A 15,955-nucleotide genomic window follows, 5' to 3' on the forward strand; every position below is an offset into this window, starting at 1 on the left:
CACTTGGTCTTGCACCGAAAGGCGTAAGACGAAGGATTGAGCATTCGGCAGGGGTGGCTCGGCTCAAAATCCCGTCATGACTCGCCTTGCCGGGCGCAAGCCGCTAACCTTTCGCTAACCATGTCGGCCCGGGTCGGCGGTGAGCGCAGGAAGGGGAGGTGGCGATGAAAGTTCGCTCCGGAATGCCTCTGGGTATCGTGTTGGCGGGACTATGCGTCGCCGCGTCTTCGGCCGTAGCGGCTCCCGGTTTCGCCGCGGGGCCGGCCAAGGGCGGATTTTCCGGTCCGGCGCCGCGCCTTTCAGCGATGCGGCCGGCCCTGAAGTCCGGCTACGTCCGTCGCGGTCGGGTGGGCGTCTACGGCGCCGGTTATCCCGGCTTCTACGGCGGATCCGGCGATCAGCGGGTCGTGGTCGTGCTGCCGGAAGTAAGCGAGCCGCCGCCGGAAAAGGAACGCTCGATTCCCGTCGCGATCGGCATCGCACGCCCGCCGGCGGCCGATCCGGTGCTGTATCGGATCGAGACGCGGCAGGGCCAGCCGGTGGTCCGGGTCATGCGCTTCAGCAGCGATGGCCGTGTGGCGCGGCGCTGAGGGTCAGATCAAAGGTATCGCATCGGATTCGTCCGAAAAGTGGATTCCACTTTTCGGTCCGATGCTCTAGCGCCTTGTCGCGGCGTAGAGCGCGATCGCGGTCGCGTTCGAGACGTTGAGGCTCTTGATCGCGCCGGGCATGTCGAGCCGGGCGAGGTGATCGCAGAGCTCGCGCGAGCGCTGGCGCAGGCCCTTGCCCTCGGCGCCCATCACCAGTACCAAAGGACGGCGTAGCGGGACCTCGTCGAGTGAGACGTCCCCTTCCGAATCGAAGCCGAGCCGCAGGAATCCGCGCTCGCCGAGCTTGTCGAGCGCATCTCCCAGATTCTTCACCGCGACCAGCGGTACGTGCTCGAGCGCGCCGGAGGCCGATTTGGCCAGCACGCCCGTCGCGGCGGGCGAATGGCGGATCGTGACGATCACGGCGGCGACCGCGAAAGCGGCGGCCGAGCGCAGGATCGCCCCGACATTGTGCGGATCGGTGATCTGGTCGAGCGCCAGCACGATCGCATCGTCCGGCAGGCTATCGAGATCGGGCGAGGGCAGGGGATCGCAGACGAGATAGAGCCCCTGATGCACCGCGTCGGGTGTCAGCAGCCGGTCGATCTGCGAAGGTCTGACCATTTCCGGCTCGATCGGCAATTCGCCGATCTCCTCGCTCAGGCGCTTCAGCGCGTTCTCGGTGGCGAGCAGCTTGCGGAAGCGCCGGTGCGGATTGCGCAGCGCCTCGATCACCGGATGAGCGCCATAGAGAATCGCCTCGTCGATCTCGCCGGGCCGATGCGGCGGCGGGCCATCACGATCCGGACGGCCGCGGCGATTCTGGAAACGGGGGCGGGACGGGGCGGACATCATGGCTCCGGAAAGGTGACGCCATGCCCTGCCATGGCGCGGCCGGCTTGGCCAGCCCGAAGGCTGGTGAGCAGCACCTTCATCCAATTCATCGCAAGGAGAAAACGCAGATGACGAAGATAGAACAGCGCCTGTTCGTGCTGACCGGCGGGCCGGGCGCCGGCAAGACCACTTTGCTGGCGGCGCTGGCTGCGGCAGGCCATGTGACCGCCCCCGAAGCCGGGCGAGCGATCATCCGCGACCAGCTCGCCATCGATGGCCCGGCGTTGCCCTGCCGAGACCGGGCCTTGTTCGCCGAGCTGATGCTGAATTTCGACCTGCGCTCCCATGCCGAAGCGCAGGCGGGCACGGCTCCGGTCTTCTTCGATCGCGGCGTGCCCGACAGCATTGGCTATCTGCGGCTGTGCGGGTTGCCGGTGCCGGAGCACATCGACCGCGCGGCCCGTGCCGTCCGCTATGCCCGCACCGTCTTCGTCGCACCGCCCTGGCGCGAGATCTACGCACAGGATGCCGAGCGCAAGCAGGATTTTGCCGAGGCCGAGGGCACTCATGAGGCGGTCACGGCGGCCTATCGCGACCATGGCTACGAGCTGGTCGAACTGCCGCGCGCCGATGTCGAGACGCGCGTCGCATTCGTGCTGGAGTGCGTCCGAGGTCTCGCTTCCGGCAGGTCATGATCCGCGCTAGATTCGGCCGTTCGTCGCTGCCCGGGAGGCGCGTCATGGTGGAAAGCTCGCAGGCTGGCACGATGCGCTCCGGCCGGACGCTCAACCATCTCGTGCCTGGACGCGATTGCGGCGACTGCGTCGCCTGCTGCGAGGTGCTGCGCATCGTCGATCCCGAGGTCGGCAAGCCGGCCGGCATCATGTGCCGCCACAACACAGGCAACGGCTGCGGCATCCATGCGACGCGGCCGGAGATCTGCCGACGCTGGTTCTGCCTGTGGCGGCGCATCGACGCCATGCCGGACGAGGCGCGACCTGATCGTTGCGGCGTGATCTTCTGCCTGGAGGGCGAGGAGGATCATCCGAACCCGTTCGCGCGCTTTTGCGTGGTGGCACGGCCCGTCGGCAGTTCGCGGGCGCTGCGCAGCGGGTTGGTCAGGCAGGTCGTCGCCATGTTCGCCCGGCAGGGGGAACTGCCGGTCTGGGTGCATCGCCATGGCGTGCGCAGCCTGATTCACCCCCCGCCCGATCTCGCCGACGCGATCGAGCGGCCGGAAAAAACGCCGTTCCAGGCCTTCGTCCCGGCTGCGCTCGCCTGGCGCAGGCGTCACCGCAGCGCTTGGCCGCAGGGCTAGAAGGCGCTTGCAACGATTGCCTGTCGTCAGATGCCTTTTAGGCGTTGACAGGCGGCGGCCCTCTCCTCATAAGTCCGCCCGCGCCTGCCGCCCTTCACAAAAGTGAAACAGGCGGTTGCGGCCAGCTCTCGGGTTGGCCTGCGGCAAGGCGGGGGAATGTCCCGAGCGGCAAAGGGGGCGGACTGTAAATCCGCTGGCTATGCCTTCGCAGGTTCGAGTCCTGCTTCCCCCACCACCTTGCCCCCTGAGGGCTGTCTTCCTTCCATTTTTCAGCTCTCTGCCCGCAGCGTCGCCGTGGCGACCCCGCACGGCGAGAGTGGCGAATACTCTGCCTTCCCCGAATCCGGGCGAGCTGATAGCCTCGCCTGATCGGCTATTCGGGTATGACGGTGCAGTGACAGCAAAGACCCAAGGGGGCGGTTCTGTCGCCGCGCTCGGCGCCATCGTGGCAGGCGCATTGATCCTGCAGGTCGCCGGGACGATCGTGAACACGGTCGTGCCGCTGCAGATGGCGATCGCGAACCAGCCGCCGCTGCTGATCGGCCTCGTCGCCTCGGCCTATTCGCTTGGGTTCCTGATCGGCTGCTTTGTCAATCCCTCGCTCGTCCGCCGCGTCGGCCATATCCGCGGCTTTGCCGTGTTCGCCGCCTTCCAGGCGGTCTCGACACTGACGCTCCCGCTGCTGCCGGAAGCCTGGTGGGGGATCTCGCGACTGGTCATGGGCCTGGCGGCGGCCGGCCACGGCATCTGCATCGAGAGCTGGATCAGCGGGCAGGCCAACCGGTCGCAGCGCGGCCGGATATTCGGCATCTATCAGATCCTCAACCGCGTCGCGCTGATCGGCTCGCAGATCGGCATCGGCTATGTCGCGATCCAGTCGCAGGACGTCTTCCTGTTCGCCAGCATGGCCTTCTCGATCGCGCTGATCCCGGTGGCCCTGACGCGGGCGAGGGGCCCCGAATCGAGCGAGATCGTCTCGGTCGGCCTGCGGACGCTGTGGCAGCAGGCGCCGGCCGCGGTGGTCGGCTGCCTCTATGTCGGCATGGTCGGCGGCCCTTTGACCAGCGTCGCGCCCGCCTATGGCATTCTCTCCGGCCTCGACCTGCGGGCCACCATCCTGCTCACCGCCGGCATCCAGATCGGCGCTCTCCTGCTGCAGTGGCCGATGAGCCTGCTGGCGGACCGGGTCGCCAGCCGCCTGATCATGCTGGTCGCCACCAGCCTCGTCGCGGTGGCTGCGGCCGGACTCGCGACGCTGCTTGAGGTCGACGCTGCCCATGGCCGCATCTGGCTCTTCGGTCTGTTCGCCCTGATCGGCGGCTGCAGCATCCCGCTCTATACGGTCGCGGTCACGCATGCCTATTTCCGCATGGGGCGCGACCAGGCCGTCGGGCTTTCGGCCCAGCTTCTCTTCCTCTGGGGCACTGGCTCGGCGATCGGGCCGCTGGCTGCGACCTTGCTGATGCAGCTCAGAGGGCCGCAGGGCATGCTGATCTATCTCGTCGCGCTTTCGGTCGCGGTCGCGATCTATATCGCGCTGCGGATCTCGCGGAATCCATCGCCGCCCATCGTCGAAGGCGAGCGTGGCGCCAGCGGACCGACGATCCCCGATATCGAGATGGCAAAACGCTGAAGTTGCGGCAGGGCGGCGCCGGCCCTCATGTTGCCGGTGCGGTGTCGGCGAACGCGCGGCGACCCAGCAGAGCTGATCAGAACTCGAGAAATAGCAGGGCCAGCATGCCCATGCCGTGGATCAGCATCGCCAATCGCAGCGGAATCGCCGAGATGATCTCGGCTCTGAACGGGCAATAGAGCTCGCCGAGTTCGGACATGTGATTTCCCCCAGCCTATCGGTATCAGCCGCGAGGTGCTCGATCGCCCCCCATTTGGGGGGATTCGACGCTCACTTTTAGTTTATTGGGACTCGAAATCTGCTCTTCCTCCCCCAAATGGGGGCTGCCGTGGGGCGCGGCGTCGTTAGATTTGCCGCCGGGAGACGGATGATGGGGATTACGCTTTTCAGCACGGCAGTGGCTGCTGCCGGCGCGCTGGCCTTCGGCACGCTCGTCGGCGGGGCGGCGCTCGGCCTGTTCACCGGCGCGGCGATCTGGCTCGGCCAGCGTGCCTTGAGCGATATGTGAGCTTGCGCCCGCACGCCTCAGGTGGATGAAGCCATCTTCTTCGCCGGGATGGGTTGACACCTACCGGCCTGATGCGGAATTTGGCGGCCGACGCGGGTGTAGCTCAATGGTAGAGCAGCAGCCTTCCAAGCTGAATACGAGGGTTCGATTCCCTCCACCCGCTCCAATCTCTTCATGACCAGCATAGGCCATGGCCGACGCCGCGTTGATCGCACCGGGCATTGCGCCAGTGCGTAGGGCGAGCCAAGCATGGTGGTGGCCCGGGCAGCCGATCTTTTTCGGTTGCGCCGCTCGTCATTGGGCGAGGGCGAGTGCCTCATTCGCGGGAAAACTCAGCGCTACGGCTGCGTTCGCCTCGACGCCTGCCCGTGAATCGATGTTGGCCTGCAATGCGTGGCCGTCGATATCGACGAGGCAGCGGCTGCCATAGCCCTGGAAGTCGAGCGAGATCAGCCTGCCGTCGAGCCGGTTGGTCTGCCCGTCCGAGGCGAGCGGCGTCTCCGGCGTGGTGACGCTGATCGCTTCCGGCCGCAGCGACACGATCGCGTTGGCGCCGGCGGCCAGCGTACGGGGGAAGCGGCAGACCAGTGTCCGCCCGTTCGCCAGTTCGACCTTGCCCATGCCGCCGGCTGCGACATCCGCAAGCGTGCGGCCCGCCAGCAGGTTGGGCGAGCCCATGAAATTGGCGACGAAGCTGTCGGCCGGGTCGAAGAAGATCTCGCGCGGACTGCCGAGCTGGCGCAGCCGGCCCTTGTCGAGCACGGCGATCAGGTCCGACAATTCCAGCGCTTCGGATTGATCGTGCGTGACATAGACGGTGGTGATGCCGAGCTCGCGCTGCAGGCGCTTGAGCTCGGCCCGCATCTCGTCGCGCAGGCGTGCGTCGAGGTTGCTGAGCGGCTCGTCGAGCAGCAGCAGCCTCGGCCGCCTGACGATGGCGCGGGCAAGCGCGACGCGTTGTTGCTGGCCGCCGGAGAGCTGCGTCGGCGAGCGCGGCCCGAAGCCGGCAAGGTCGACGCGGCGCAGGGCATCCTCGACCAGGATCTCGATCTCGCTGCGGCTGAGCTTGGTCCCGCGCGTGACACGCAGTGGGAAGGCGACATTGTCGAACACGCTCATATGCGGCCAGATCGCATAGGACTGGAACACCATGCCGATGCCGCGCTGATTGAGCGGCACCTCGACCCCGTCCTTGCCGTCGAACAGCACGGTGTCGCCGAGGCGGATGCTGCCGCGATCCGGCCGCTCCAGCCCGGCGATGCAGCGCAAGGTCGTGGTCTTGCCGCAGCCGCTCGGCCCGAGCAGCGTGAAGAAGGTGCCGTCCTTCAGCGAGAAGCTGAGCGGGTGGAGGCCGGCGCTGCTCGCCGCATTGGCGCCGAACAGTTTGACGAGATCGGAAACGACAAGCACCATGATTGCACCAGAGAGGGCTCAGAGATTGGCGGGCCGCAGCGCGGCGAGGAAGCGGCGGCCGGTCAGATAGAGCACCAGCATCAGCACGCTCATGAAGGCGGTCCAGACCAGGCCGAGCGCGAAGACCTCGACATTCTGGCCACTGCTCCAGCGGTCATAGATCGCGACCGGCATGACCTGCGAATTGGCGCCGGCGAGCAGGATCGACATCGAAAGTTCGTTGGCGCCGAGCAGGAAGATGAAGACCCAGCCCGAGACCAGCGCCGGCACCAGCAGCGGCACGACGATCCTGCGGAAGACGGTGAACGGGCCGGCGCCCGAGGCTCCTGCCGCTTCTTCGAGCTCGCGATGGATCTGCAGTACGCCGGTATGGGCGTAGCGCATCGCATAGGGCAGGAAGCGGATCAGGAAGGCGAGCATGATCAGCGTCAGCGAGCCGTAGAGCGGGATCGGCAGGTTGAGCGCGATCAGGATCAGCGCGACGCCGACGACGATGCCGGGGAAGACGATCGGGATGCTCGAGAGCACTTCGATCAGGCGCGCCCCGGCCTGGTGCCGCACCACGAGCCAGCCCGCCACCGCCGCGATCAGCATGGCGATGGTCGCCGCCTCCGCCGCGACGACCAGCGTGTTGATGCCGAGCCCGATCAGATGCCGGTCGGCCAGGACTTGCTGGAAGTTCTCCAGCGTCGCGAAGGGCAGTGCCGCCAGCGCGAAAGGCCGGGCGAAGGGCATCAGCGACAGCCAGAGCGAGACGAGGAGCGGCAGCCCCAGCACGAACAGGAAGTTCAGGACGACGACCGCCGTGCCCAGCCATTTATGGCGGCCGAGATCGAAGGGGCGGGGGCGATAGCCCTTGCCGGTCACGCTGGCATAGCGGTCCGCATTGGCGGAGTAGCGGTTGTAGCAAAACAGCGCCGCCGAGAGGACGGCGATCAGAATCACCGAAAAGGCGCTGGCTCGGCCCATCTTTGGCGGCATCTCGGTGGTGCTGAGATAGATGTCGGTGGTGAGCAGGTAGACCCGCCCGGGCCCACCGACCAGCACCGGCACGTCGAAGGATTCGAGGTTCCGGATGAAGACGAACAGTGCCATGCCGGTGATCGCCGGCCAGGCTTGCCGGAACGAGATCGACCACATGGTGCGGGCGATCGAGGCGCCGCACATCCGCGCTGCTTCCTCCCATTCGGCGTTGGAGCGCTCGAAGGTCGCGGCAAGCAGGAGAAAGACCAGCGGCGACCACAGCATGCCCTGGATGAGCACCATGCCGCTCATCGAGAAGACGTCGAACAGGTTGTCGCCGGTGCTGGCGAAGGCCCGGTAGAGCTCGTTGACCGGTCCCGACCGTCCCAAGAAGAACAGCCAGGCCATCACGTGCAGGATGTAGGGCGTGCCGAGCGAGACCGCGGCCGTGACATAGGCGAGGCCGCGCCAGGGTGCATTGGTGCGCACCACCACCCAGGCGACCGTGGTGCCGAACAGGATCGACAGCGCCGTCGACAGCCCGGAGAACAGCAGCGAGTTCCAGGTCGCGGTGTAGAACTGCGGATCGGCGAACAGGTCGCGGAAATGCGCGATGGTATAGGCGCCGGTCTGCGCCTCCGTCAGGCTGGTCTTGATCAGGACCGCGATCGGCGGGAGGACCAGCAGCGCCAGCACGAGGCCGACGCTGGCCGGCGCCAGCCAGGTGAAGAGGCTCCCTTGCGGACGCCTCCAGAACGCGCGGCGCTGCAGGGGCGCTGAAGCGGGCAGAGAGGAATTCGTCATCGTCGATGTTCCGGACCGCCCGAGTGCAGGTTACTGGAACAGCTTCTTGTAGATCGCGATCCACTTATCGATATCGCGATCCTCATCGGCCGGCGGCGGCGAGAACACCTTGAAGCCCGTGACTTCCGGCTTCAGCGAAGGGTCCTTGGCGTCGACCGCCGGGTTGGACGGGATATAGCCGGCCTCCTGGATGACCTTCTGGCCCTCGGGCGAGAGCAGGTAGTTGATCAGGAGCTTGGCGCCGTTCGGGTGCGGTCCGCCCTTCAGCAACACCTCGCGCGCCATCGCGCCGATCGCCGGATTGACCGGCAGCCATTTCACCGGCGCGCCCTTGGCGATGCTGATGGCGGAATGGTGGTTATAGGTGACGAGGCCGATCGCATACTGGCCGGCGATCACCTGGTCGAGCACGACGCGGGGATTGGAGGGAATGGTCGCGACCTTCTGTGCGCCGAGCTTCTCCAGATAGGCCATGCCCTTCTCTTCGCCATAGGCGTTGAGCACGGAGCCGATGAAGCCGGGTGGTCCGGCGATGGTCATCTCGCCGGTCCAGGCGATCTTTCCCTTCCATTTCGGGTCGAGCAGGTCGTCGAGCGATTTCGGCTCGTCGGCGGGCTTCACCAGCTCGGTGTTCACGGCGGGAACGAGGTAGTGCACCAGCACCGCGTTCCAGTCGCCCTTGGCGTCCTTGTGGTTCGGCGCGAGCTTGGCGGCGGCCTCGGGAACATAGGGCTGGATCAGGCCGGCTTCCCGCAGCGGCTTCACCACCGAGGGGCCCTCGACCAGATCGGCCTGGAGACTGCCTGCCTTCGCCTCGGCCAGGATCTTGATCATGATGTCGATGTCACGGCCGCCGGTGACGTTGATGCGCAGGCCGGGATATTTTGCCTCGAAATTGGCGACGACCGGGCGCACCAGCTGGTTCTGGACGAAACCGGTGTACCAGTTGATCGAGCCTTCCTTCTTGGCGGCCTCGTAGAGCTCCTTTTCGCTCTGTGCCGAGACAGGCAGGCTTCCCGCCAGAGGCAGGAGAACAGCAGCCAGACCGAGCCGGCGCATCAGCGACGATGCTGCAAGCATGATTTTCCTCCCAGATGAGCCGGGCATTCTGAGGTCGATGCTTGGCCTCGGCTTCAGCTCATCTTGGGATGGTTCGTGGTTTGGTATCCAAGACCATATTTCGATTGTCGCCATGCCGGTTCAGCATCGCGTCACCGCCTTGTGCGGGCTGAGCTTATGCCGGATCGGCATCGCCCCCATCAAAGTTTAGCCTTTGATCTATAGCGGCGGAGCTTCCTAGATCAGCGTGAAGCCGCTGCGACTGATGCCGGCGGCGCAGTGAGGAAACCACCATGAACCGGCTGGACGGCAAGATCGCCTTCATCTCCGGCGGCGCGATCGGCATCGGCGCCGGGACGGCGGCGATGATGGCACGCGCGGGCGCCAAAGTCGTCCTCGGCGATATCCTCGACGAGGAAGGCGAGGCGGTCGCCGAGGCTATCCGCGCAGAGGGAGGCGAGGCCACGTTCGTCCATCTCGACGTCAGCCGCCAGGCCGATTGGGAGCAGGCGGTCGCCACGACGAGCAAGCGCTTTGGCGGGCTCGACATCCTCGTCAACAATGCCGGCATCCTGTTCGGCAAGGATGTCGAGGAGGCCCGGCTCGAGGATTGGCAGAAGATGTCCTCGGTCAACCAGACCGGCACCTTCCTCGGCACCAAGATCGCCTTGCCGGCGCTGCGCGAGCGCGGGCGAACCAGCCCGGAAGGCAGCGCGATCGTCAACCTCTCCTCTGTTTCCGGCCTTGTTGGCTCGCCGCTCGATCCGCTCTATTCGATGACCAAGGGCGGCATCACCCTGTTCACCAAGGCGACGGCCTTGTCGTTCGGGCGGCAGGGCTACCGCATCCGCGTCAATGCGGTGCATCCCGGCGTGATCGAGACGGCGCAGGGCAAGCAGACCTTCGTCGCCCGCGCCAAGAAGCTGCAATCGGGAGACCTCGACGAAGCCCGCTCGATCGCCCTGGCGAACCACCCGATCGGTCGCTTCGGCACGGTCGAGGACGTCGCCAAGGCGATCATCTTCCTGGCTTCGGACGATGCCGGCTTCATCACCGGCTCGAGCCTCGTCGTCGATGGCGGGCTCACCGCGCAGTAGAACGCTGGCTGCAGCGTTGCCGGTCATCTATGGGTTGACGGTGGACGACCTGACGGGCCGGCGGAGGCGAGGGTGAGATCCTATTCTCATTTCGATATCACCGGCCTCCATTATTTCTCGGTCGTCGCGGAGGAGCGCAGCTTCTCGCGGGCCTCGGCCCGCTTGCGGATCGCGCAGCCGGCGATCAGTCGCAAGATCAAGGCCTTGGAGCAGGATCTTGGTGTCCAGCTCTTCGCCCGCCACACCCGCGGCGTCGACCTGACGGAGGCCGGCGAGAGCCTGCTCGGCAACGCCTACACCCTGTTCCGCCAAATCGAGCAACTGCGCGATCACACCACGATCTCGGGCGAGACGCCGCGTGGCGTCGTCGCGATCGGCGTCATGCCGACGCCGGGCGAATACATCGTCCCGCGCCTGATCGAGGAAGCCCGCCGGCTCTATCCGGAAGTCCGCTTCCGCATCGTCGAGGGCTATAGCGGCGCGTTGCATCGGATGCTGGTCAATCAGGAGATCAACATCGCGATCGTGCATGCGCCGGAGCCGCATCCGGACATCGTCGTTTACGATCTGCTGGTCGACTATCTCTGCCTCGTCGGACGGGCTGGCTCGCTGGCGAAGCCGACCTATAATTTCGAGGAAGCGGCGGCCTTTCCGCTGATCCTGCCGGAAGCACCCAATCTGCTGCGCCTGCGGATCGACCATATCGCGCAACTGCGCGACGTAAGGCTGAACGTCGAACTGATCTGCAACGGTTTCTGGCTGACGAAATCGCTGCTGCGGGCCGGCGCCGGCTACACCATGGTGACCTTCGGCTCCGTGGTCGGCGAGCTTGAGCAGGGCCATTTCGACGTCGCGGCGATCCGCAATCCCGACGTGCCCTGGCCGCTCGGCATCGCCATGCGCAACGACCAGCAGCGGCGGCTGTCGCTGGTGGCGATCAAGGACCTGATCGAGACGATCGTGGCTGAGCTGCGCTCCAAGCGCATCTGGCAGCAGCTTCCGGACGCGATCAAGGAGTGAGCCGGAGCCCGGCTAGTCCAGCAGGCTGTGCGCGCCCCGCGCCCGCTGCTGGGCGGCGCCGAGCAGGAAATTCAGGTCGGCTCCGGTCGAGATGAAGCGGGCGCCCATTGCGGCATAGGTCTTCATCAGGTCGGGCCGCGCCGCCAGCCCGCCGAGCCCGGCATGCTTGCCGGCGCGCCGGCAGGCCGCGATGACAGCCGAGATCGCCGCATGCAGCCGCGGATGGTCGAACTCGCCGGGGATGCCGAGATCGGCGGCGAGATCGACCGCGCCGATGAAGGCGACGTCGACGCCCGCGACCGCGACGATCTCCTCGACCTCAGCGACACCATCGCCGGACTCGATCATCACGATCACCATCGTCAGGGCGTTGATGAAGGCCATCGCCTCGGCGTTGGGATAGCTGCGGAAGCGGGTCAGCGGCGACAGGCTGGCGACACCGCGCGAGCCCAGCGGCGCGAACTTGGCGGCATCGACGATCGCCCGCGCCTCCTCAGCCGAGCGGACATGCGGGGCGATGATGCCCATCGCGCCGCCTTCGAAGGCGCGGGCGATGTGCTCGGGCTGGTTCGCCGGCAGCCGCACCAGCGGCGTGATGCCGATGTCGAGCGCGGCGAGGCAGATCTGCCCGGTCGTCTCGGCGCCGAACATCGCATGCTGGAGATCGACATAGATCGAGTCGAGCCCGGCGGTGGCGGCGATGCGCGCGATCTCGACGCCGCGGACCAGCCGCACCGCCATGGTCGCCGCGATCTCGTCGCGCGCCAGCCGCTCCTTGACGCGATTGCGCGGCAGGTCGGTGAGATCCATGGCTCACTCCTGGAAGGCTTCGGCGCGCTTCTTCTGCAGCGAGGGCAGCAGCACGAGCACCAGGAGGAGGGCGGCGAGCGCCAGCATGGCCGCGCTGATAGGCCGCTGCAGGAAGACCATCGGATCGCTGCGCGAGAGCAGCAGGGCCCGCCGCAGGTACTCCTCCATCATCGGGCCGATGATGAAGCCGAGCAGCATCGGCGCCGGTTCCATGCCGAGCTTGGCGCAGAGATAGCCGAACAGGCCGAAACCGACCATCAGCACGATGTCGAAGCTGCTGTTGCTCAGGCTGAACACGCCGATGGCACAGAACACCAGGATGGTCGGGAAAAGGTAGTGATAGGGCACCATGATCATGCGCGCCCATAGGCCGATCAGCGGCAGGTTGAGCAGGACCAGGAAGACGTTGCCGATCCACATCGAGGCGACGATGCCCCAGAACAGGGCGGGCTGCTCGGTCAGCACGGCCGGACCAGGCTGGATGCCCTGGATCACCATGGCGCCGACCATCAGCGCCATCACCGGGTTCGAGGGGATGCCGAGCGTCAGCATCGGCACGAAGGAGGTCTGGGCGCCGGCATTGTTGGCTGCTTCCGGCGCTGCCACGCCCTCGATCGCGCCCTTGCCGAACTGCGCGCGGTTGGGCGAGACCTTCTTCTCCAGCGCATAGGCGGCGAAGGAGGCGAGCATGGCGCCGCCGCCCGGCAGGATGCCGAGAGCCGAGCCCACGACGGTGCCGCGCAGCACCGGCGCGACGATGCGTTTCAAATCGGCCCGCGTCGGCATTAGCCCGCCGATCTTGCGCGAGATGATCGAGCGCGCCTCGCCCTGTTCGAGATTGTGGATGATCTCGCCGAGCCCGAACACGCCCATGGCCACCACGACGAAATTCACCCCATCATAGAGCTGGGGCATGCCGAAGGTGAAGCGCGGGATGCCGGAATTGACGTCGAGGCCGATCAGCCCGAGCAGCAGGCCGAGCAGGATCATGCCGACCGCCTTCAGCACCGAGCCATTGGCCAGCACCACCGAGGCGACGAGGCCGAGCACCATCAGCGAGAAGTATTCGGCCGGCCCGAAGGTCAGCGCCACCACGGCGAGCGGCGGGGCGAACAGCGCCAATAGCAGCGTCGCAACGCAGCCGGCGAAGAAGGAGCCGAGCGCCGCGGTCGCCAGCGCCTTGCCGGCCTCGCCATTGCGGGCCATCGCATAGCCGTCGAGCGCCGTGACGATCGAGGAGGATTCTCCGGGCAGGTTGACCAGGATCGCCGTGGTCGAGCCGCCATACTGGGCGCCGTAATAGATGCCGGACAGCATGATCAGCGAGGTCACCGGCGGCAGCGCGAAGGTCGCCGGCAGCAGCATCGCGATGGTCGCGAGCGGGCCGAGCCCCGGCAGCACGCCGACCGCAGTGCCGAGGATCGTGCCGATCAGGCAATAGAACAGGTTGGTGAGGGTGAAGGCGGTCGAGAAGCCGAGCGCGAGATTGTCGAAGAGCTCCATCGCGCCGCCTCAGAAGCCGAGCCAGGGGCCGAAAGCCGGGATCGGCAGCCCGAGCAGGGTGACGAAGGTGAGCACGCTGAAGGCGGAGAGGCCGATCGCCAGCGCAAGGAAGGGCCAGAGCCGGAACTGCTCGCTGGCGAGACCCGAGATCATCACGAGCAGCACGGTCGAGGCCGCGAGGCCGAGCCCTTCGACGGTGACGCCGAACAGGCCGCTGGCGACGAGGACGAGCGCGGCCTTGCGCCAGGCGAAGCCCGTCATCGCTTCGCCCGACGACAGGAATGCCTGCACGACCAGGACGAGGCCGATGAATGCGAGCACGCCGCCCAGCGCGGTCGGGAAATAGCCCGGCCCCATGCGCCCGGCATGGCCCATCGCATAGCCGCGGGCGAGAGCGATCACCCCGGCGCCGAAAGCGATGAAGATCAGGCCGGACCAGAGGTCCTTGCTGCCGGCGATACGCCCGGGCGCTTTGCTGCTCATATCATGGGTTCTCGATGTCGAAAGCTCAGGCGCCGGGATAGGTCGCGCCTCATTCGGCGCGGATGCCGTTCGCCTTCAGCCAGGGCAGCCAGCGCGCGAAATCGGCGTCGAGCCGCGTCTTGAAGGCGGCAGTATCCTGCGGATCGGTCAGCCCGTTATCGGCGAGCTTCGCCGCGATCTGCGGCTGCTTGACCACCTTGGCGATGGCATCGGCGATCTTCTGCTTCTGCGCCGGGGAAGCGCCCTTCGGCATCAGCACGCCGTACCAGTTGGTCAGCATCAAATCCGGCATGCCGGCCTCTACCGCGTTCGGGATCTCGGGCAGCAGCGTCGAGCGTTTGGTGTCGAAGATGACGAGGCCCTTGAGCCGGCCGTCCTTGACGTATTGGCGCAGGATCGGCACGTCGGCGTTGACGAAGTCGACCGAGCCGGCGATCAGGTCGGTCAGCGCTGGTGCCGCGCCGCGATAGGCGATCTGCTCCATCGCGACCTTGGCCGATTTGGCGAAGATCTCGGCGCCGAGATGCATGGTGCCGCCGCTGCCGGTCGAGCCGTAGTTGAGTTTCGTCCCCTTCGCCTTCTCGACCAGGCCCTTGAGATCGTTGACGCCGAGCGAGGGGCGCACCGCGATCATCGTCTGCACCTCGCCGAGCAGATAGACCGGCTCGATGTCCTTCTGCGGATCGTAAGGCACGCTCGCCATCGTGCCGGCGCTCAGCACCAGCGCCGAGGTCGTCAACAGGAGCGTGCGCCCGTCCGGCTTCTCGCGGGTCGCCGCCGCCGTGCCGATCGTGCCGCCGGCCCCACCGCGGTTCTCGACGATCACCGTGCCGCCGAGCTCCTTGCCGAGATCGGGGGCGATGATCCGCGCGAACAGGTCGGTCGGCCCGCCGGCCGCGAACGGAACGAGCAGCTTGATGGTCTCGGCCGCCTTGGCCGGCGTCGCCAGGATCGCGACGAGCGCGACCGCCTTGATGATCCGATGCATGCTTCGTCCTCCCAGACTGTCTTTATTGTTGCTTCAGCCTGCGAAGCGCGGCTCGGGCAGGCCGCGCACGCCGACATCGAGCGCCAGCAGGGCGCCGGCGAGCGGCTCGACTGCGAGTGTCTCCGGCGCCAGGCGCTGCGAGTGGCTGGTGATGTAGAGCGTGGCGAGATCCTTGCCGCCGAAGACCGGGCAGGTCGGGTTGGTCACCGGCAGCTGGATGATCCGGTCGACGCTCCCGTCCGGCGCCTGGCGCACGAGCTGGCCGGTCGCGACCATGCAGGTCCAGAGATAGCCCTCGGCGTCGACGGTGGCGCCGTCGGGCCGGCCGAGCTGGTGCGTCCAGTCGGCGAAGACGCGCCTGTTGCTGATCGTGCCTGCGTCTAGGTCGTAGTCGAAAGCGAAGCTCGTCTGGTTGTGCGTATCGGCGAAGTACATCGTGCCACCGTCCGGGCTCCAGGCGATCGAGTTCGGCAGCACGAAGCCGTCATGCATCGCCCGGCAGCCATGGTCGGCGTCGAGCCGGTAGAGCACGCCGACCGGAACACGGTTGTGGTCGTGCATGCTGCCGACCCAGAAGCGCCCGCGCGGATCGCAGCGCCCGTCATTGAGCCGCATGCCGGGGACGTCGCCGACCGGATCGGCGATCCGCCTGGGCGGCTCGCTCGTCGCGGGGTCGTAGACATAGATGCCGCTATTGGTGCCCATGACGAAGCCGCCGGCCTCGCGCGGCGCGATCGAGCCGATCATCAGGTCGGCCTGCAGCCTGCGGGCCTCGTGTTTGCCAGTGGCCGGGTCGTAGGATTGCAGCGCCGGCCGGCGCACATCGACCCACCACAGCCGCTTCGTCCGCTCGCACCAGCGCGGCGTCTCGCCGAGGATGTCGGCGCTCTGCACGACGCAACGGACCTCGACATCGTCTTCCACGGTCATGG

17 protein-coding genes and 2 tRNA genes are annotated in these 15,955 nt (G+C 66.8%); 9 read left to right on the forward strand and 10 right to left on the reverse strand.

Annotated features, from left to right (window positions below; translation table 11 throughout):
- Positions 1-164 precede the first annotated feature (164 nt).
- Entirely contained in the window at positions 165-590 is a 426-nt protein-coding gene (locus GV161_RS23265) for a hypothetical protein (RefSeq protein WP_152014308.1), read from the forward strand.
- Positions 591-656: 66 nt separating this feature from the next.
- Here the strand turns inward: GV161_RS23265 and rlmB are convergent, their stop codons facing one another.
- Positions 657-1,445: a 23S rRNA (guanosine(2251)-2'-O)-methyltransferase RlmB gene (rlmB, locus tag GV161_RS23270; protein WP_152014309.1), complete on the reverse strand. Its 789-nt coding sequence runs from the start codon at positions 1,443-1,445 to the stop codon at positions 657-659.
- A gap of 107 nt (positions 1,446-1,552) precedes the next feature.
- Between rlmB and GV161_RS23275 the strand changes: the two genes are divergently transcribed.
- The 4 genes from GV161_RS23275 (at position 1,553) to GV161_RS23290 (ending at position 4,375) form a co-directional block, all read left to right on the forward strand.
- Entirely contained in the window at positions 1,553-2,119 is a 567-nt protein-coding gene (locus tag GV161_RS23275; RefSeq protein WP_152014310.1) for an AAA family ATPase, read from the forward strand.
- Positions 2,120-2,163: 44 nt separating this feature from the next.
- Positions 2,164-2,742 (forward strand): YkgJ family cysteine cluster protein, encoded by a 579-nt coding sequence (locus GV161_RS23280; RefSeq protein WP_152014311.1) that lies wholly within the window; start codon positions 2,164-2,166, stop codon positions 2,740-2,742.
- Between the two features lie 150 nt (positions 2,743-2,892).
- A tRNA-Tyr gene (locus tag GV161_RS23285) sits at positions 2,893-2,977 on the forward strand.
- 159 nt (positions 2,978-3,136) lie between these two features.
- Positions 3,137-4,375: an MFS transporter gene (locus tag GV161_RS23290; RefSeq protein ID WP_159650376.1), complete on the forward strand. Its 1,239-nt coding sequence runs from the start codon at positions 3,137-3,139 to the stop codon at positions 4,373-4,375.
- Between the two features lie 76 nt (positions 4,376-4,451).
- On the opposite strand, the gene GV161_RS31375 is transcribed toward GV161_RS23290, so the two are convergent.
- Entirely contained in the window at positions 4,452-4,574 is a 123-nt protein-coding gene (locus tag GV161_RS31375) for a hypothetical protein (RefSeq protein WP_280179042.1), read from the reverse strand.
- Between the two features lie 171 nt (positions 4,575-4,745).
- Here GV161_RS31375 and GV161_RS23295 point away from each other — a divergent pair, with 171 nt between their 5' ends.
- Both GV161_RS23295 and GV161_RS23300 read left to right on the forward strand, forming a co-directional pair.
- On the forward strand, positions 4,746-4,883 hold the full coding sequence (locus tag GV161_RS23295) for a hypothetical protein (protein ID WP_159650377.1): 138 nt from the start codon (positions 4,746-4,748) through the stop codon (positions 4,881-4,883).
- A gap of 92 nt (positions 4,884-4,975) precedes the next feature.
- A tRNA-Gly gene (locus GV161_RS23300) sits at positions 4,976-5,049 on the forward strand.
- 128 nt (positions 5,050-5,177) lie between these two features.
- Here the strand turns inward: GV161_RS23300 and GV161_RS23305 are convergent.
- Genes GV161_RS23305 through GV161_RS23315 form a run of 3 tightly spaced genes read right to left on the reverse strand, consistent with a single transcriptional unit; the run spans position 5,178 to position 9,143 of the window.
- A complete protein-coding gene (locus GV161_RS23305; RefSeq protein WP_152014313.1) occupies positions 5,178-6,296 on the reverse strand; it encodes an ABC transporter ATP-binding protein in 1,119 nt (372 codons plus the stop codon).
- Positions 6,297-6,314: 18 nt separating this feature from the next.
- Positions 6,315-8,063: an iron ABC transporter permease gene (locus tag GV161_RS23310; RefSeq protein WP_152014314.1), complete on the reverse strand. Its 1,749-nt coding sequence runs from the start codon at positions 8,061-8,063 to the stop codon at positions 6,315-6,317.
- Positions 8,064-8,093: 30 nt separating this feature from the next.
- Entirely contained in the window at positions 8,094-9,143 is a 1,050-nt protein-coding gene (locus GV161_RS23315; RefSeq protein ID WP_159650378.1) for an extracellular solute-binding protein, read from the reverse strand.
- A gap of 272 nt (positions 9,144-9,415) precedes the next feature.
- Here GV161_RS23315 and GV161_RS23320 point away from each other — a divergent pair, with 272 nt between their 5' ends.
- Both GV161_RS23320 and GV161_RS23325 read left to right on the forward strand, forming a co-directional pair.
- On the forward strand, positions 9,416-10,219 hold the full coding sequence (locus GV161_RS23320) for a glucose 1-dehydrogenase (RefSeq protein WP_152014316.1): 804 nt from the start codon (positions 9,416-9,418) through the stop codon (positions 10,217-10,219).
- A gap of 72 nt (positions 10,220-10,291) precedes the next feature.
- Complete coding sequence (locus tag GV161_RS23325) at positions 10,292-11,239, forward strand: LysR family transcriptional regulator (protein ID WP_152014317.1); 948 nt, start codon at positions 10,292-10,294, stop codon at positions 11,237-11,239.
- A 12-nt stretch (positions 11,240-11,251) separates the two neighbouring features.
- On the opposite strand, the gene GV161_RS23330 is transcribed toward GV161_RS23325, so the two are convergent.
- From GV161_RS23330 to GV161_RS23350, 5 genes are read right to left on the reverse strand one after another with little or no spacing between them, the layout of a single operon-like run.
- Complete coding sequence (locus GV161_RS23330) at positions 11,252-12,049, reverse strand: aldolase/citrate lyase family protein (RefSeq protein ID WP_152014318.1); 798 nt, start codon at positions 12,047-12,049, stop codon at positions 11,252-11,254.
- A gap of 3 nt (positions 12,050-12,052) precedes the next feature.
- Positions 12,053-13,552 carry a tripartite tricarboxylate transporter permease gene (locus GV161_RS23335; RefSeq protein ID WP_152014319.1) on the reverse strand — a complete coding sequence of 500 codons (1,500 nt, stop codon included), beginning with the start codon at positions 13,550-13,552 and terminating at the stop codon, positions 12,053-12,055.
- Positions 13,553-13,561: 9 nt separating this feature from the next.
- On the reverse strand, positions 13,562-14,035 hold the full coding sequence (locus tag GV161_RS23340; RefSeq protein WP_152014320.1) for a tripartite tricarboxylate transporter TctB family protein: 474 nt from the start codon (positions 14,033-14,035) through the stop codon (positions 13,562-13,564).
- Positions 14,036-14,084: 49 nt separating this feature from the next.
- Positions 14,085-15,023: a tripartite tricarboxylate transporter substrate binding protein gene (locus GV161_RS23345; RefSeq protein ID WP_152014321.1), complete on the reverse strand. Its 939-nt coding sequence runs from the start codon at positions 15,021-15,023 to the stop codon at positions 14,085-14,087.
- A 33-nt stretch (positions 15,024-15,056) separates the two neighbouring features.
- Positions 15,057-15,953 carry an SMP-30/gluconolactonase/LRE family protein gene (locus GV161_RS23350; protein ID WP_152014322.1) on the reverse strand — a complete coding sequence of 299 codons (897 nt, stop codon included), beginning with the start codon at positions 15,951-15,953 and terminating at the stop codon, positions 15,057-15,059.
- Positions 15,954-15,955 lie beyond the last annotated feature (2 nt).

The organism is Bosea sp. 29B (assembly GCF_902506165.1).
Taxonomy (GTDB): domain Bacteria; phylum Pseudomonadota; class Alphaproteobacteria; order Rhizobiales; family Beijerinckiaceae; genus Allobosea.

What these genes read in the sequence shown, in the direction of transcription:
- GV161_RS23345 (WP_152014321.1), bottom strand. Translation starts at nt 15,023, where the DNA reads ATGCATCGGATCATCAAGGCGGTCGCGCTCGTCGCGATCCTGGCGACG.
- GV161_RS23335 (WP_152014319.1), bottom strand. Translation starts at nt 13,552, where the DNA reads ATGGAGCTCTTCGACAATCTCGCGCTCGGCTTCTCGACCGCCTTCACC.
- GV161_RS23265 (WP_152014308.1), top strand. Translation starts at nt 165, where the DNA reads ATGAAAGTTCGCTCCGGAATGCCTCTGGGTATCGTGTTGGCGGGACTA.
- GV161_RS23315 (WP_159650378.1), bottom strand. Translation starts at nt 9,143, where the DNA reads ATGCTTGCAGCATCGTCGCTGATGCGCCGGCTCGGTCTGGCTGCTGTT.
- GV161_RS23320 (WP_152014316.1), top strand. Translation starts at nt 9,416, where the DNA reads ATGAACCGGCTGGACGGCAAGATCGCCTTCATCTCCGGCGGCGCGATC.
- GV161_RS31375 (WP_280179042.1), bottom strand. Translation starts at nt 4,574, where the DNA reads ATGTCCGAACTCGGCGAGCTCTATTGCCCGTTCAGAGCCGAGATCATC.
- GV161_RS23310 (WP_152014314.1), bottom strand. Translation starts at nt 8,063, where the DNA reads ATGACGAATTCCTCTCTGCCCGCTTCAGCGCCCCTGCAGCGCCGCGCG.
- GV161_RS23350 (WP_152014322.1), bottom strand. Translation starts at nt 15,953, where the DNA reads ATGACCGTGGAAGACGATGTCGAGGTCCGTTGCGTCGTGCAGAGCGCC.
- GV161_RS23340 (WP_152014320.1), bottom strand. Translation starts at nt 14,035, where the DNA reads ATGAGCAGCAAAGCGCCCGGGCGTATCGCCGGCAGCAAGGACCTCTGG.
- GV161_RS23305 (WP_152014313.1), bottom strand. Translation starts at nt 6,296, where the DNA reads ATGGTGCTTGTCGTTTCCGATCTCGTCAAACTGTTCGGCGCCAATGCG.
- GV161_RS23295 (WP_159650377.1), top strand. Translation starts at nt 4,746, where the DNA reads ATGGGGATTACGCTTTTCAGCACGGCAGTGGCTGCTGCCGGCGCGCTG.
- rlmB (WP_152014309.1), bottom strand. Translation starts at nt 1,445, where the DNA reads ATGATGTCCGCCCCGTCCCGCCCCCGTTTCCAGAATCGCCGCGGCCGT.
- GV161_RS23275 (WP_152014310.1), top strand. Translation starts at nt 1,553, where the DNA reads ATGACGAAGATAGAACAGCGCCTGTTCGTGCTGACCGGCGGGCCGGGC.
- GV161_RS23330 (WP_152014318.1), bottom strand. Translation starts at nt 12,049, where the DNA reads ATGGATCTCACCGACCTGCCGCGCAATCGCGTCAAGGAGCGGCTGGCG.
- GV161_RS23280 (WP_152014311.1), top strand. Translation starts at nt 2,164, where the DNA reads ATGGTGGAAAGCTCGCAGGCTGGCACGATGCGCTCCGGCCGGACGCTC.